General features: G+C 53.8%; 12 protein-coding genes. 3 read left to right on the top strand and 9 right to left on the bottom strand.

Going from position 1 to position 15,987, the window contains the following annotated elements; translation table 11 throughout:
- Positions 1–23 precede the first annotated feature (23 nt).
- The 8 genes from MHH78_RS07475 to MHH78_RS07440 form a co-directional block, all read right to left on the bottom strand.
- On the bottom strand, positions 24–1,571 hold the full coding sequence (locus MHH78_RS07475; RefSeq protein WP_341167010.1) for a response regulator transcription factor: 1,548 nt from the start codon (positions 1,569–1,571) through the stop codon (positions 24–26).
- 227 nt (positions 1,572–1,798) lie between these two features.
- Positions 1,799–2,191, bottom strand: coding sequence for a hypothetical protein (locus MHH78_RS07470; protein ID WP_341167009.1), 393 nt, complete (start codon positions 2,189–2,191; stop codon positions 1,799–1,801).
- Between the two features lie 176 nt (positions 2,192–2,367).
- Positions 2,368–3,771 carry an ADP-ribosylglycohydrolase family protein gene (locus MHH78_RS07465; RefSeq protein WP_341167008.1) on the bottom strand — a complete coding sequence of 468 codons (1,404 nt, stop codon included), beginning with the start codon at positions 3,769–3,771 and terminating at the stop codon, positions 2,368–2,370.
- Between the two features lie 3 nt (positions 3,772–3,774).
- Positions 3,775–4,731, bottom strand: a complete 957-nt coding sequence (locus tag MHH78_RS07460; protein WP_076085637.1) for a nucleoside hydrolase — start codon at positions 4,729–4,731, stop codon at positions 3,775–3,777.
- A 255-nt stretch (positions 4,732–4,986) separates the two neighbouring features.
- On the bottom strand, positions 4,987–5,925 hold the full coding sequence (locus MHH78_RS07455; RefSeq protein ID WP_340994435.1) for an ABC transporter permease: 939 nt from the start codon (positions 5,923–5,925) through the stop codon (positions 4,987–4,989).
- A complete protein-coding gene (locus tag MHH78_RS07450) occupies positions 5,922–6,968 on the bottom strand; it encodes an ABC transporter permease (RefSeq protein WP_036731087.1) in 1,047 nt (348 codons plus the stop codon). The genes MHH78_RS07455 and MHH78_RS07450 overlap by 4 nt, the downstream gene beginning before the upstream one ends.
- On the bottom strand, positions 6,961–8,523 hold the full coding sequence (locus MHH78_RS07445) for an ABC transporter ATP-binding protein (protein ID WP_341167007.1): 1,563 nt from the start codon (positions 8,521–8,523) through the stop codon (positions 6,961–6,963). The genes MHH78_RS07450 and MHH78_RS07445 overlap by 8 nt, the downstream gene beginning before the upstream one ends.
- A gap of 40 nt (positions 8,524–8,563) precedes the next feature.
- On the bottom strand, positions 8,564–9,703 hold the full coding sequence (locus tag MHH78_RS07440; protein WP_076085628.1) for a BMP family ABC transporter substrate-binding protein: 1,140 nt from the start codon (positions 9,701–9,703) through the stop codon (positions 8,564–8,566).
- A 326-nt stretch (positions 9,704–10,029) separates the two neighbouring features.
- Here MHH78_RS07440 and MHH78_RS07435 point away from each other — a divergent pair, with 326 nt between their 5' ends.
- The 3 genes from MHH78_RS07435 (at position 10,030) to MHH78_RS07425 (ending at position 13,801) form a co-directional block, all read left to right on the top strand.
- Positions 10,030–10,785, top strand: a complete 756-nt coding sequence (locus MHH78_RS07435) for an AraC family transcriptional regulator (protein ID WP_076085625.1) — start codon at positions 10,030–10,032, stop codon at positions 10,783–10,785.
- A gap of 200 nt (positions 10,786–10,985) precedes the next feature.
- Positions 10,986–13,226, top strand: a complete 2,241-nt coding sequence (locus MHH78_RS07430; protein WP_341167006.1) for a helix-turn-helix domain-containing protein — start codon at positions 10,986–10,988, stop codon at positions 13,224–13,226.
- 185 nt (positions 13,227–13,411) lie between these two features.
- Positions 13,412–13,801, top strand: a complete 390-nt coding sequence (locus tag MHH78_RS07425; protein ID WP_076085619.1) for a hypothetical protein — start codon at positions 13,412–13,414, stop codon at positions 13,799–13,801.
- A gap of 435 nt (positions 13,802–14,236) precedes the next feature.
- Here MHH78_RS07425 and MHH78_RS07420 read toward each other — a convergent pair whose 3' ends face one another.
- Positions 14,237–15,841 carry an extracellular solute-binding protein gene (locus MHH78_RS07420; protein WP_341167005.1) on the bottom strand — a complete coding sequence of 535 codons (1,605 nt, stop codon included), beginning with the start codon at positions 15,839–15,841 and terminating at the stop codon, positions 14,237–14,239.
- Positions 15,842–15,987: the final 146 nt, after the last annotated feature.

Below are 15,987 nucleotides of genomic sequence, written 5' to 3'. Positions count from 1 at the left end.
AAGCCCCACTTTGTGGCGGTATTTTAGAGCTGTTTATTGTTGTGGGCATTCTTGTACACCGAAGGTGATGAACCCACCTTATTCTTGAACTTGTCGATGAAATAATCGGTATTGGAAAAGCCCACCTGCACCGCGATATCCGATATCTTGAGCTGGGTGCGCTTGAGCAGGCTTTTGGCCGCTTCGATCCGCTTCTCATTCAGATAATCGCTGAAGCTGCGCCCCGTCTCCTTGCGGAACAACTGGCCCAGATAGGCAGAATTCATGTGGAACTGCCTGGCGAGGTCCTGGAGCTGCAGCTTGCTGCGGAATTCCAGATCTACGTATTGAATCACGTTATAGATGGTGTTCCCCTCGTTATTAGCCCGCAGCTCGGTGAGGTACGCTGCGGTCTCCAGGCAGAGCCGGTCCACATACAGGCTAAGCTTGTAATAGTCCGTGAGTCCGCCCAAGTTGCCGTACTCCTTGTGCATCGCACACATGATCTGGTCGGGGTCTCCCTGCATCTCAGCAATACTCCGGCATAAGGTCATCTCCAGATGGGCTACCTCAGCTTGTGCAGCGTCAATACTCACCCTCTTGGCGGTCATGGCTGCGAAGGCTTCCCTGGCAGCGGCCCGGATTCTCTCAGGCACGCCTTCCTTCACCTCATCCAGCACACGCGTAAAGTGCCCGTCAGTGAATTCGGGAGACAAGCGGGCCGTACGCAGATCGTTGTAGTAGAAAATTCCGCCCCGCTCCTTCCGGTATTTAAGCCCCCAGACCTCAAGCGTCTGGGTGTACAGCTCCTGGACGGCGCGCAGTCCGTTCCCCCGGCCGCTGATCATTACAGCTACCGGTACCCCCAGCTTCGCTGACTGCACCTTCTGCACCTGAGCGGCTGCTGCCTCCAGCGCTTCCGTGGACAGTCCGGCTGAGCGAATCAGAAGCCCGGCCCTTCCGGCCGGGTCCTGGAAGACATAGCCCAGGTGATCCGGGAAGCCTTCGGTATCCCCTTCATTCAGGCTCACCGTACCTGAACCTGATATGGCAGCAGCAAGTATGCATTGCAGCTCTGTATCAGGCTGAAGCCCCAGCAGACCGCAGGCGGCGTGTTCCAGCTCCTCACTCCAATCCCCCTGGACACAACGGCTGATCAGATTATGCACCAGAATATTATGCTTCTTCCGTTCCTCTTTTCTGGAAGCGGTTTCATAATGAATAATAGCTCGGATCTTTCCGAGCAGCTCCTCGATCTCCTCATCATCCACCGGCTTCAGCAGGTAGCCGTCCACCTTGTGGCGCAGCGCAGTCCGGGCATAGTTGAAATCGTCATATCCGCTCAGGATCACGAACCGGGGCGGCGGGTCTACCGTTTCCTTCACCGCCGCAATCAGCTCCAAGCCGCTCATCACCGGAAGATTGATATCCGTCAGTAGCAGATCCGGCCTGTGCTCCCGGATCAGCCGCAGGGCCTCCCCGGCACTAAGCGCTTCAGCGCATACCTCGAATCCGGCTTTCTCCCAGTCCACCATCGTCCGGAGTCCTTCCAGAACCCAGGGTTCATCGTCCACAATCATGACTTTCAGCATGAGCTCCGCTCCCCTCTCAATCATCTAAATTTGGTAAGTAATAGAATTACAAGTAATGCTAACATACAAGTTTAATCCTGTGAATGTTAACTTAAGCGGATGTCATGCCCTTATCTAGCATTACTTATTCAGCACAAACAGGGAAGAACGCAGCCTGTGTGGCATGGCTGCGGACTTCTCTGTTATCAACTTACCTTCTTAGCGGCATATTGTAATCGGTTTTTCACCTACATTCGGCAAACTTTCCTTTCCATACGAGAACAAAATGCCTGCGGCATCCCCATTGTGATCGGTTTTTCGACCATATCCGGCCCACACGCCTCTGCCGCACCGAATGTAGTCGGTTTTTCGACCACATTCGGCCCACACGCCTCTGCCGCACCGAATGTGGTCGGTTTTTCGACCATATCCGGCCCACACGCCTCTGCCGCACCGAATGTAGTCGGTTTTTCGACCATATCCGGCCCACACGCCTCTGCCGCACCGAAGGTGGTCGGTTTTTCGACCATATCCGGCCCACACGCCTCTGCCGCACCGAATGTGGTCGGTTTTTCGACCATATCCGGCTGTTCGGTGAAATCAGCGAAGTCATTCCTATTACTGATCCAGAATATAGTCATCCTGCCGATGCTCCAAGACACTTACCCCCAACTTTATGCACAACTTATCCGCATCGGATGTAAATCATAATTTCCTAAACGACAAAAAAGCCGCCCAACCGCACCAGATGTTTCCCCCTGAAAACATCTGGTGCGAGGCGACTTAAAAAAGCGCTCAAATAAAATTAGTATCTGTGTTAACCCTGTTTCGCTTCCCCCAGCTCCGCCCGCAGCTTCAGGAACACCTGATAGCTCCGCTCCGCGACCTCAGAGATGGCGATCGGGTGGAAGCCCGGCAGATCCGCATACAGCAGGTCGTTCAGCGGTGCGGTCCATTGGACCGGCAGCTTGGCAGCACCCAACTTCGCTCCCATAATAGAGCCAACGGTCGCGCCGTTGCAGTCCGTATCCATCCCGGCCGCGACCGAGGTGACCACTGCTTTCTCGAAGTCATCGCCGCCGTAGATCAGCGAGGCCGCCACAATAGCAGCGTTGTTGTTCGTATGCACCGGGTCGTAATGGCTGAACTCGTTCCAGAGGGTGCTGACCAGCTCACGCTCACTGCCTGCCTGCTGTGCAATTTCAACTCCCCGCAGCACATCTTTAGCCAATCTGCTCGTCTGCGGAATCTCACTCAGGCCGATCTGGACAATCTCCTGATTGCTGAGGCCTGCGAAAGCTGCTGAGATCATTGCTGCATTGAACATCTCGCCGTAGATCCCGTTCTTCACATGCGAGAAGGAGGCATCCCGCCAGCCCAGCTCTGCCGCTAATTCGGGATGTCCGGCCGCTCCATAAGCCAGGGCATCCGCGCGGATCGCCGCACCGATCCATTCCCGGTACGGATTCAAATGCATCCGTACCCGCTCCTGTCGCAGCGGCCAATCTGCCGGCTTCTCCCCGTGCAGATGGGAGGTCTCCTGAGCAAAATTCATATAGCTCTGTGTTTCGGCCGTACAGACCTGACTGTAGGTCAGATTCCCGTGCCACAGCTTGCCGATATCCCAGGAATCCCAGTTCAACCCTTTTTGCTCCAGCAGCATCAGGCCAAGCACGGTATAACGGATATCATCATCGCTCTCCATGTAGCTGATCTTCTCACGCGTGCTGGTGAATGACCAGTCGCTTAAACCGAGGCCGTATTCCTCGCGGGCGGTAGAGAACTCCGGGGTATAGCCGGTAATCGGCCAGGCATCGGCACCGCGGAACCACAGCTCGATATTCTCCCAGCCGGTCCGGCCATCCTTCCCGTACAGATAGTCCCAGTATTCCAGCGGCTTGCCCAGCGCGCAGCCTACACTCCGCCCGAGCCAGGCCCCGTAGAACCTGTCTCGCCACTGGTCCGGCGTCCAGTCCACCGCAAGCTTGCGCGGACCTTCCGGACGGAGCTGCCTGATCCCCGCCAGATCCGAAGGCTCCTTATAAGGAAAATCAGCGGATACAGGAAGTGCCATTAGCTCCCGGTAGACCTCCATCAGCTTGTCCTCATCGCTCCCGGCCGCATCCAGCTTCTCCGCCAGACTGCCCGGCTGGCAGCCTTCCTCGATCCGCTGCTGCAGCTCGAACCTTACCGTCTCCTGCAGACGTTCCCAGCCCGCCATCCGTTAGGATTCTCCTGCCGGAGACCCCAGCTGCCGGTCTAACCGTTCCAACGAATCGAACAGCAGCTTGATGAAGGCTTCGCGGTCTACACCAAGCAGTACCTCCGTATTCGCAGGCTGGTCCGGCTTCTTGCGGCGGTCCGCCACAGTCATGCCGCGGGTAAGCTTGCCTTCGGTCTCTACGGTTACATACAGGTGCTCGGATTCGAACAGCTCCGGGTGCAGCAGCCAGGCAATGGCGCAAGGGTCATGCAGCGCATTGCCGACAAAGCCCATTTTCTTCCCGTAGATCGAATAGAAATCCAGCAGCTCACCGACCATGACGGACACGGGACCGCGCGTCTTAAGCTCCTGAATCTCCTCTTCGAAGATCGCCGCTTTATCTGTCACATCCAGTCCGCTCATGACAATCGGAATGCCGGATTCGAAAACGATCCGCGCCGCCTCCGGGTCTACATAAATATTGAACTCCGCTGTCCGGGTCACATTGCCGTAAGCCAGTCCGCCGCCCATTAGCGAGATCTTCTCGATCCGCTCCTTCACTTCCGGGTAGGCCGTAATCAGCAGGGCGATATTCGTCAGCGGGGCGGTAGGCACCAGAGTGATCTTCTCTTCCGAGGCGCGGATAATCTCCAGCATGAATTCTACTGCCCCCTGCTCTACGGGCTTGAACTTGCTCGCCGGCAGCGCCGGGCCATCCATGCCGGACTCCCCGTGGGCTTCCTCTCCGGTAACAAGCTTGCCCAGCAGCGGCGCCGCAGCGCCCTTGGCTACCGGAATATCTGCATTTACAAAGCTGAGAATCTTGAGGGCATTGTCGGTAATTTTATCCAGAATCTGGTTGCCGCCAACGGTTGTAATCCCCCGGATATCCAGCTCTCCCGGATGTGCCAGCGCAAGCAGAATGGCAATCGCGTCGTCATGCCCCGGATCGCAGTCAATGATGATAGGTGTTGGCATCGTTGTCACTCCCTTTGATTAGTTGTGAATGGCTAGATAAGACGCACTTAAGAGTTGAACTTGAAGCTTGGTCGAAGCTGCGGTGAACATTTGGACTTCCGGCCGCTGTTGTCACCAGATTTCTTGATTTTGAACCGCTCTTCGCGGTAGAAATCCGGTGACAAAGGCGGACGCTATCGCTCCTACAGTTCCAAATTTCCCCTCCGCTTCTTTTTGCTTTTCGCTAATTTCTTTCGTTTGCCTTATCTACCTTGTTTATTTCGTAACAGTAGCCTTAAGCTTCTTATTCTTCTTCCGTGTCTCCGAGATTGCGTAGATGATCAGACCGATGACTGTCGCCACATAAGGCAGCGTAGCGATCAGCTCCGCCGGAATCTTCAGCACCTGCAGGGCATTGGATAACGCGTCGGCTGCGCCGAAGAGCAGCGAGGTCAGCGCTGTGCCCACGGTGGTGCTCCGGCCCATGGATTCAGCAGCGATGGCAATCCAGCCCCGGCCGGCAATCATATCGCGGGTGAACAGCGACAGGTAGCCCATCGACATATAGGCTCCGCCCAAGCTGGCGAAGAAGCCGCTGAGCAGCAGCGCGCTGTACTGGATGCGGACCACACTGACGCCCACTGATTGGGCCGCATGCGGATTCTCGCCTACGGAGCGGATTCGCAGTCCAAGCGGTGTACGGTTGAGCAGATAATAGACTACGAGTACTGACAATATTGAGAAGTATGTCAGAATGTGGTGCCCCGACAGAATCGGGCCCAGCACCGGAATATCCTGCAGGAGCGGAATATCTATACTCGGCAGCACTTTACTCGCCAAGGAGGTGGAAGAGCCTTTGTCACCGCTCAGCAGATACAGAATAAATACCGTACCGCCGGAAGCGAACATATTGATCGCCACCCCGCCGAGAATAATGTGGGTCTTGAACTTCAAGGTGAAAAAAGCCAAAATGCCCGCAATCAGCGTTCCCGACAGCACCGCCCCAAGCAATCCCACCCAGGCGCTCTGCGTATAGGCACTCACGATAACCCCGGCCAGCGCCGAGACCAGCATGATTCCTTCCATCCCGATGTTGATGATTCCCGCACGGTTCGAGATCAGCGCCCCCAGTGCAGCGAACAGTATCGGCGTGGTTACACGCAGGACAGAGAAGGCAAAATCCGTCGTCAGAATGACATTCAGCAGACTGTTCATGCTTCCTTCGCCTCCTTCAGCAGCATGCGGTTCTTCCAGAACTTGAGGAACTGCTCAGCGGATATCAGCAGAATAATGACAGCCTGGATAATCGAGATCATTTCGGACGGCACATCGGAGAGGCGCGACATCATATCGGCGCCAATGCGGATATAGGCCAGGAAGAGCGCCGAGACAATGACGGAGAACGGATTATTCTTGGCCAGCATGGCCACCAGTGCACCATCCATACCGTAGCCCGGTAAGGAGGTCCACTGAAACCGGCTGTACATCCCGAGCACCTCCACCGAGCCGCCCATACCGGCAATGAAACCGGCGATCAGATGGACCAGAATGATCACCTTGGCCGTCTTCATGCCTGAATAACGGGCGAAGTCCCGGTTAACCCCGGTCATCCGCAGCTCATAGCCCCATTTGGTCCGGTAGAGGAACAGATGAGCGAGCACAATGAGCACCAGCACAATAATAAGTCCGGTATGAATCCGCGTCCCTGCAAACAGCTTGCTGAGCTGGGCCGTTTTCTCGAATTTAAAAGAAACATTGGCGAAGGCCTTGGCGTCCCGCAGATGATAGTTCAGCAGGTACAGCCCGACCCCAAACAGGATGTTATTGAACATCAGCGAGGTAACCAGCTCATTGGCGTTCCACTTCGCTTTGAGAATACCGGGGATGGCTGAGAGCAGTGCCCCTACGATTGAGCCCGCAAGAATCGCCACTACCGGATGGAACCAGCTGTTCAGGCTGAGATGAATCGCCAGCGCAGTAGTCACGACACCGGAGAAATAGAAGATCCCCTCCGCTCCCAGGTTGAACATATTGGCCCGGAACAGCAGGGAGACCGCAAGGCCGGTGAACATCAGCGGAATCGCCATTTCAATGACGTTGCCGATATGGCCCTTCGTGGACAACGGCTCCCAGAGGAAGATTCCGATCGTCTTCACCGGGTGGTCACTGACCAGCGAGATGATCAGGAACGCGATAATAAGTGCAATGACGATGACCGCCGCTGTGCGGATCGCCTCGAAATATTTGACTTTAAACATGATATGCGGCCCTCCCGGTCTGCTCTTTGTCCTGCCGGTTAATTCCCAGCATGTAGAGCCCCAGCTCTTCCTCACCGACTGCTGACGGATGTTCGAAATAGGCCACAATCTGGCCCTCATACATCACGAGAAGACTGTCGCTCAGCTCCAGAATTTCATTCAGATCCGCTGATACCAAGAGCGTGGCACAGTTTGCCGAGCGCAGCTCCAGCAGCTTCTGGTGAATGAACTGGGCAGCCCCGATATCCACGCCCCGGGTCGGCTGCTCGGCGATCAGCAGCTGCGGATTCGTGGAACACTCCCTGGCTACGACTACCTTCTGCATGTTACCGCCGGACAGCATACCGATCGGCTGCTGCGGGCCGGAGCAGCGCACCTTGAATTCCTCGACCAGCGCAGAGGCCAGCGCAGCAATTCTGGACCCGTGCAGGAAAGGCCCTTTATTCATATCCTTCTGACGGTAGCGCGTGGAGATCAGATTGTCGGCAATGCTGGCTTCTCCGGCAGAGCCCTGGCGCATCCGGTCCTCAGGGATATAGGATACCCCCAGGTTGCGGATGTCCAGAATATCCAGCTCACGGATATCCTTCCCCTTCACCTGTACCGTCCCGCTGCCGCCAACCCCGTGCAGGCCGCCGGTCAGCGCCTCGATCAGCTGTGTCTGTCCGTTCCCTTCAACGCCGGCGATGCCGACAATCTGGCCTTCACGGACCGAGAAGCTGAGCTCGGAGAGCAGCGCTTTTCCCTGGCTGTCTGAGACGCTCAGCCCTTCCACTGTAAGCACCGGCTTGCCGTAGGGAAGATCGCTTTTGTCATACTTCAGCACCACATCCCGCCCGACCATCAGCCGCGAGATCTCCTGCTCCGTTACTTCTTTGGTCTCGAAGACGCCTTCACTCCGGCCGCCGCGCATGATGGTAATACGGTCACAGATGGCTTTGACCTCCTTCAGCTTGTGCGAGATGAACACAATCGTGTGTCCCTGCTCCTTAAGCTGCTGCAGCTCATGGAACAGCTCCTCCGTCTCCTGCGGAGTCAGCACTGCCGTTGGCTCATCGAGAATGAGAATCTTGGCCCCGCGCACCAGCGCCTTCAGAATTTCCACCTTCTGCTTCATGCCGACACTCAGGTCCTCCACCTTCGCCTTGGCATTCACTGAGAGATTATATTTACGTGCAGTTGCTTCCGTCAGGCGTACGGCCTCTGCATAATTGAAGCCAACGCCCTTCTTCGGCTCCATACCGAGCACCATATTCTCCGCCACCGTAAAAGAAGGCACCAGCATGAAATGCTGATGCACCATACCGATACCGCGGTCAATCGCGTCCTGCGGGGACTGCAGCTTCACTTGTTCTCCCCGGATGTAGAGCCCGCCTTCGCTTGGGCTCTCCATTCCGAACATAATTTTCATCAGAGTCGATTTACCGGCTCCGTTCTCACCCGCAATCGCATGGATCTCGCCTTCGCGCAGGGAGAACTCAACGTCCTTGTTGGCAACCACACCGTTCGGATACACTTTGGTGATTCCCCGCATTTCCAGCAGAGCATTTGCCATGGGTCATCAACGCCTTTCAACCAAAGTTTTATTCATATCATTAAGGTTTAACAGCATTACGGATGGCTTCCACTTCAGAAGTCTCCATACCCATTGCGTTATCCACCTTAATTTCCTTATTGATCAGCTTCTGCTTCACTTCTTCAATCTTGGTCTGCAATTCAGCCGGGAATGCCGCCTTGTAGATCTCGTTCTCGGCAATGCCTACGCCATCTTCGACGAAGCCAAGGACATCACGTTTACCCATTTCAAGCGTACCGTCCTGCAGTTTCTTCACTGCGCCAAGGATGGCCGAATCAATCTTTTTAATCGCAGAAGTAACGATCAGGTTGGCTTTCACACTATCCGTATCCTTCAGCAGCATCGCCTGGTCAGAATCGACGCCGATCGCATATTTGTTCTTTTCCTTCGCTGCATCGAAGATGCCAAGGCCCGTACCGCCCGCCACGTTGAAGATAATATCCACGCCCGAGTTGTACTGGATCAGCGACAATTCCTTGCCCTTGGCAGGGTTCACGAAATCTCCGGCATAAGAGACAGCTACCTTCACTTCCGGATCAACATACTGTGCTCCCTGAATGTAACCGACCAGGAAGGCATTGATGCCGGGAATGTCCATTCCGCCCAGGAATCCGATCACATTGTCCTTGTTGGCATTAGGCATATCAGACTGGGTAGCAAGCGCCGCAGCCGCTCCGGCCAGGAAGGAGACCTCATTGGTCGAGTAAGACATATTGTACATATTGGCAGGTGCTTCCTCGATGTCAGTGTCATAGTTGATGAATTTTTTATCAGGATTCGCTTCAGCCGTTGCATTGAACATTTCTGTAATTTCCGAGCCGCCGGAGATGACAACATCCCAATCCTCAGCAGCGATATCATTAAAAGTCGGCTCCCATTTCGTCTTGTCAGCGCCCATTTCCACGACCTTCGTTTCTGCGCCAAGCTCGCTTTTCACTTTCTGCAGACCATTGTTCGCTGCATCAAAAAACGACTTATCGCCCAGCGTCCCCGGAATCAGCAGCACCACCTTGAGCTTGTCCCCCGCAGCCGCGCCGCCTTCCTCATTCGTTCCCGGAGTTGCTGTCGCACCATTCCCGTTCCCGGACTTGTTGTTTCCGCACGCAGCGACCAGTACCATAACTGCCAGCAACATTAAAGTGAGCATTTTCTTTTTCATGTTCTAAGTTCACACCCCTATTTGTAATAGATCCACCCTGCTGAATAGCATAAAATCCCAATTACACGTTTTGTTGGTCCCATCGAATCGGGCAGCATGAATAAGCGACTGTTGAAATTCTGAAAATAAGCATTTTACTCTGAAAACCAAACATTTCATGTTACATTTCGCTAAAAAACCGTAAAATATCCGAACAAGATGGCCAGTCCAGTTGAGAATCTTCGGTTTTATTGATAAGATCATATCAAATGAAAACATAAATATTTATATATTTTCGGTCATGTTTTTGTACGATTCGGCTAAATGACGATCAAGGGAGGCTCATCATGGATCGTGTCCTATATATTGTAAATGCAGAACATGAAGCAGGTACCTATATCCCTCCGCACCAGCATGAGTGCTTCGAGCTTGTCTATTACATCCACGGTCAGGGCACCTGCAGCATCGGCCAGCGCAGCTATCACTTCCGGCCCTCTACCTTCGCCCTCATTCCGGCCGGCTTCAAGCATGATGAGAATCATCAGCCCAGCCCGGAGGTGCTGTTCGTCGGCTTCCACTGCGGCAATCCGGTGATCAATTCGCTGTCCGGTGTGTTTGACGATGATAAAGAGCACACAGTGCTACAGACCCTGCAGCGGATGAGCGCTGAGTTCAAGCGCAAGCGCGACGGGTTCAGCGAGCTGCTGAATCTGCAGATGAGTGAAATTACCGTCTATCTCCAGCGGCTGCTCAGCGCCTCCGATTTCCATTCCCCGGCAGAGGATCAGATGCAGTATGTGCTCAATTATATGAACGAGCATTACCGCCACAAGCTCTCGGTGGCCTCGCTGGCAGAGATGTCCGGTTACAGCTACGACCGCTTCCGGCATCTGTTCAAGGAGCGGTTCATGCACTCTCCCCACCGTTATCTTTTACTAAAACGCCTGGATTATGCCAAGTCCCTCCTCCTGCACAGCCAAATGCATATTTCCGAGGTCTCGGCTGCAGCCGGATTCGTCAACGACGCCCAGTTCTGCAATATGTTCAAACGGGAGATCGGCCTCTCCCCGCGCACCTTCCGCATTCAGAGCAGAGTCATATAGGGAATAGTCCCCTCCCCTGTCACAAGTAGCTTTTGTACACGAATCTTGCATTTGTTCACTGCGCAGGGGTCCAGCCTGTTCACAGTTATAAGCTTGTTCTACTGTCCTGTTCATAGGCTGGAGCTTATAATCGTACTATGAACATTTAAGACAAGGACGGTACCCGCAAGAATACACAGTGAGTCAGGGGGCTACTTTGGATGAGACTGAACAAGATCGGCAATCAACGGGCATTGTACAGCAGACTGCTAGTTAGCATTACGCTTTGCGTCTCCTTAACCTTTCTGGTCTCCACCATCATTTATTACAACTACTATATCGGCGTAGAAAAGAAACAGACCTTCCAGTCCGACCTCGGCAACCTCACACAGACCAGCCGCGAGGTCGTGAACATGACGGATGCTGCGCAATCGCTTTCTTTTCAAATCTACCGCAACAGCACCATCTCCAAAATCGTGTTCTACGATAAGCCGGACATCTACGATGTCACCGCCGCCATGTCCGAGCTGGGCAACTATCTAAGCTCCATGCCTTATATTGAATCCATCTATGTATATAATCCCAAGGGCGGGCAGCTGTATGTTGCCTCCTCCCATGGTCAGAACGGTGTGTATACCGAGAAGGAGCTGGTCGATACCTCCATTCTGGATATCCTGAGCCACTATCAGAACTATAAGGCGTTCACTCCCATTCCTAGAGTCTATTCCAACGGCGCACTGGAGAACGATCAGGTCCGTGCCTACACCTTCCTGTGTCTGGATGCGATCGGCTGGGACCGGGCCATTAATTCGGCGGTGATTGTGAATATTTCGGCTCCGTGGATCAACAAAGAGATCGCCAGCCCGGCGGATTCCACCAGTGCGACCTATATTCTGGATGATCAGGGCGCCTTCCGCTCCAGCAACAGCCTGAAGCAGCAGGAGCTGACCCCGGAGGAAGCAGGATTCATCGAGCAGCGGATCAAGGGCCGGGAGGCCGGGTATTTCATCGCTCCCTTCGGGGGCGTGAACTCGCTGATCTCTTATACGGCACCGGATGATTTAAGCTGGCAGTATGTACGAATTACGCCGTATGAGATCATTACGAAGCAGACCAACAACATCCGCAACACCACCTTGCTGATCGCAGGTCTGGTGCTGGTGGCCGGCATCGGCCTCTCCTGGATCATGTCCAGAAGCCTCTACCTGCCGATGAACCGGATTGTCAGCGAGATGCATATTCTGGAGACCGAGAAGCGCGACAGCATGTTCATGATCCGGCAAAATACACTGCGGGACCTGATCCTCGGCCTGAAGCCTTTGCAGTCCATGCAGCAGGTAGAGAAGCTGCGCCAGCTCGGCATTCATTTCACCTTCAATGATGATTACCGGCTGATCCTGCTGCGGATTGACCGTTACCGGGAGTTCCGGGAAGCCCGCTCCTCTTATCTGCTGGCCTCCAAGTTCGCCATTATGAACATCGCCTCCGAGATCTGCGGGCAGACCTACCGCGTGGAGACCGTAGATATGAACGATGACGGAATCCTGGTGATGCTGAACATTATCGATCCCGTGGAATATACGGATACCGGCCTAATCGAAGCCCTGCTCCGGCAGATTCAGCAGGCCTGCTCCGACTATCTGAAGATCAGCCTTACTCTGACCTACAGCCATATTGACCGTAATGCCAGCCAGCTGCATCAGCTCTATCAGCAGGTCCGCGAGGCGTCGAATCACCGCCTGTTCTATGGGCATGGCTGTATCCTGAATGCCCAGGACATCTGTGCGCTAGAGTCCAGCACTTATCATTATCCGGCGGACAAGGAGAAGAGACTAGCGGATGCGCTGCTGAGCGGCAAGCTGACGGACGCCGCCGAGCAGTTCAGCGCGATGATCCGCGAGACCGGAGCCTTCCCTTACCAGACCGCCCAGTTAACCGTGTCCAGGCTCAGCGTCACCGTTAGAGAGATCGTGAACACTATCCAGAAGCGTAACCGCTTACAAATTGATGGAATGGCCGAGCTGCCGAGCCTGGACGCTATCGAGACGATAGAGGAGCTCGAGGAGGCCTTCACCGCCCTCTTCCATACCCTGCAGGAGCAGCTGGCCGGCAAAAAGAACACCAAGCAGCACGACCTCATCTGCCAGATCAACGCTAAGATCAATGAGGATTACATGAAGCCTCATCTGAGCCTGAACCAGATCGCCGATGAACTGGACATGTCACCCATCTATATCAGCCGCCTCTACAAGCAGCAGACCATGAACAGCATCGTCGATGTCATCCTGGAGGTGCGGATGCGCGAAGTGTGCGCCCTGCTGGAGAACACCGACCTGCCCGTCACCGCGATCGCCGAGCGCTGCGGCTTCACCAGCAGCTCCTACCTGCACCGGATGTTCAAGCGCAGCTTCGGTACAACGCCTACCGATTATCGCCGTTTGAAAAGTGTGCGGACTCTATAAATCGTATTTGTAAGTTTTCGAACTGGGGCCGTGGCCCCAGTTTAGATTCAACTTGTTAACATTTTCACAATTGAAAATGTTAAAAAACACGATATACTAAAATCACATAAGATTGGTTTGCTAACTGAGGAAATTGTACAGCAAGCAAAAATCATATCTTCTTATTTATCCGGGAGGTGTCTTTTTTGGAAGACGTTATTAATTTTGTCCAAGCTTTCAAAGGTCTGGAGGAGCGGATCGATGAATTTATTAATGAGGATTCATTCCTGGAATATTTAGAGGGATCAGAAGCAGTTGTTGAAGGAGGAGCTTATGTTTGGTCCAAATTAAAACCTGCTGAAATTAGTAAACAGGATCACATTAACTCAGATTATATGAATTTAGCAGAAGAGGTCAGAAATGTTTTGACAAATGAACACAGTCCGCATATTGAAAAGTTTGAACGGAGTTGTGCCATAGTATTAAACTATATTCGGCAGGACACTCTGCTGTGGGTCCCTGGACTGAAAAACGTAATTGAAAATATAAAATCAGAACTGGACTTACAGCAATTTTTCATAGAATTGACTCGATAGCACACTTTATCATCCATGGTACAGTATCGCTTTGGTGGAACACCAAGCCCTTCTCCGTGTGCACGGAGAAGCTAGGGTACGCTTCACCTCAAGCCCGTCTCCAGATTCGTGGAGACGGGCTCTTCTGCTCTCCCCACCTGCCCCGGAAGCCAGGGGCTGACGCGGCAAGAGGGCCGGGGTTAGCGCAGGTGTGCCCAGCGCTTAAACAGCGGAGAAAACGGAATGAATGTGGAGAAGCGGAGCGTTCGCCTTTGTGTCCGGATTTTCACCGCTAAGGTAGAATAAATAAAAATCCGGACACAACAGCGATCGGAACATCGTTCCGTTTTCGGAGCGTCCACCCAAGCGCCATCGCCACTCCAGCTCCAGCACCCACTCCAGCTCCCGCGCACACAAAAAGCCCCAAAAGCCATTCGGCTCCCAGGGCTCCCCTCATTATTTTAGACCTTTTTCAGCAACATAAGCCTCCCACTGCTTCGTCCACTCCGCCTGAATCTTCTCCAAGCCCGCCTGCTTGGCCTTCTGCATGAAGGTCTCCAGGCCCTTATCCACATCATCCACCAGTCCGGCCTCCAGCGGGAACAGGTACTGCTTCTCTACCTGCTCAAGCGCAGCCTTCTCTGCCTGATAAGAGCTGTAGTCCTCGGCGAAGCCCAGGAACAGGTCCGGCTTCTGGATTTTATCCAGCTCATCAAAGATCGCCTTGACTCCGTCAAATCCCTTGTCAAACAGCATGAACTCCGGATTTCTCCACGCCCAGCCGTTCATGCCCTCACGGGTGAAGCCATTGGAGGTACTAGTGCCGACCAGTTTATAATAGCCGTCTTCTACTGTGTAGTTCTTGCCTTCAATGCCGTATTGCGTCAGCTGATTATACCGTTTGTCGAGCACCATCTTCTGATAGAAGGCAAGCGCCCGCTCCGGGTTCTTGCTGCTCTTCGGAATAGCGAACCCGTTGTGAATCGGATGTACAGGGGTCGCATAGCCGGTGGTTAAGCCGAAAGGAGAATACGCCAGCTCCCAATCCGGATGAGTCGTGCTGATCTTCATCTTCATATCATTGAACCGGTTAGGATTGTCCCCGAACATGCTGGCCGCTTTACCTGAAGTGACCGGGTCCTGCATCGTATCCTTAATATTCAGTACATTCTTTGGAATGAAGCCTTTATCGGCCCAGCGCTTCATCATCTTCAGCTCTTCTTTTTGCTCATCGGAGCCCCAGTAGGAGTAGACCGTGGACGGAGAATCATATTTCACACCCATGCCGTACGGCAGCGCGCCGACCATTTTATGCAGCTCCGTATAGATATAATGGAGATTGTTACCCACATCGCTATTGAGGGACATCGGCATCATATCCGGCTCGTTTTTGACAATGCCGTCCATGTAAGCCTCATAGCTGGCCAAGTCCTTGGGCTCCGGGAGATTGTATTTCTTGCGCAGATCCTCACGGTAGACGAACCCGTTGGTTACATACTCCTTGAAGGTCGCCGGAACCGTGTAGATTTTACCGTCAACCTTAACATCCTCCCACATTTTCTCAGGGACGAACTTCTGCAGCTCGGGTGCCGCCTTAGGCAGCAGATCATCCAGTGCCAGGAAGGCCCCGCGCTTCGCATAGGATTGATATTGCGTCCAGTCTGCCGTAAAAATCAGATCTATCGCCTGCCCGGAGGACAGCAGCAGCTTATACTTCTGATCCCAGTCCGTCCAACTGGTGAAGTTGAACTTCACCGTGGCGTTCAGGTCCGCTTCAGCCATTTTGTTGACCTCCGCCTGGATGGCCGGAAGATCCTTAGGAGCATCGCCGAGCATATAGAATTGCAGCTCCACCTTCTTCGAGGTGTCGATCCCGGTATCCGCTGCCGGAGCAGCTCCCTCTGAAGCTGCTGGAGTGCCGGTATTTCCGTCTTTTCCAGTATTCCCGGTGCTGCCGGTATTGCTATTGCTGTTCCCCCCGCCGCAGCCGGCCAGGAGCGATAGAGCGAGCAATCCCGTTGTAAGCGTAACCAAAGATCGTCTGCCTGCTTTCTTTCTCATGAATGAACCCTCCTAGAATTTGTTGTAAGCCCACGCTTCCCCGATGCCCTCGTACAGTTCTCTACCCGGAAGCATACCATCCTTGTGTCTAACTCTATGTTAGCCGATATAGCAGATGTACGGTAAAGGTACAGTCTGCCAGCCGG

This window comes from Paenibacillus sp. FSL H3-0333 (genome assembly GCF_038002805.1).
GTDB lineage: Bacteria > Bacillota > Bacilli > Paenibacillales > Paenibacillaceae > Paenibacillus_AQ > Paenibacillus_AQ silagei.
The sequence above is the reverse complement of the archived record's forward strand: the minus strand, read 5'-3'. Positions and strand labels throughout refer to the sequence as shown.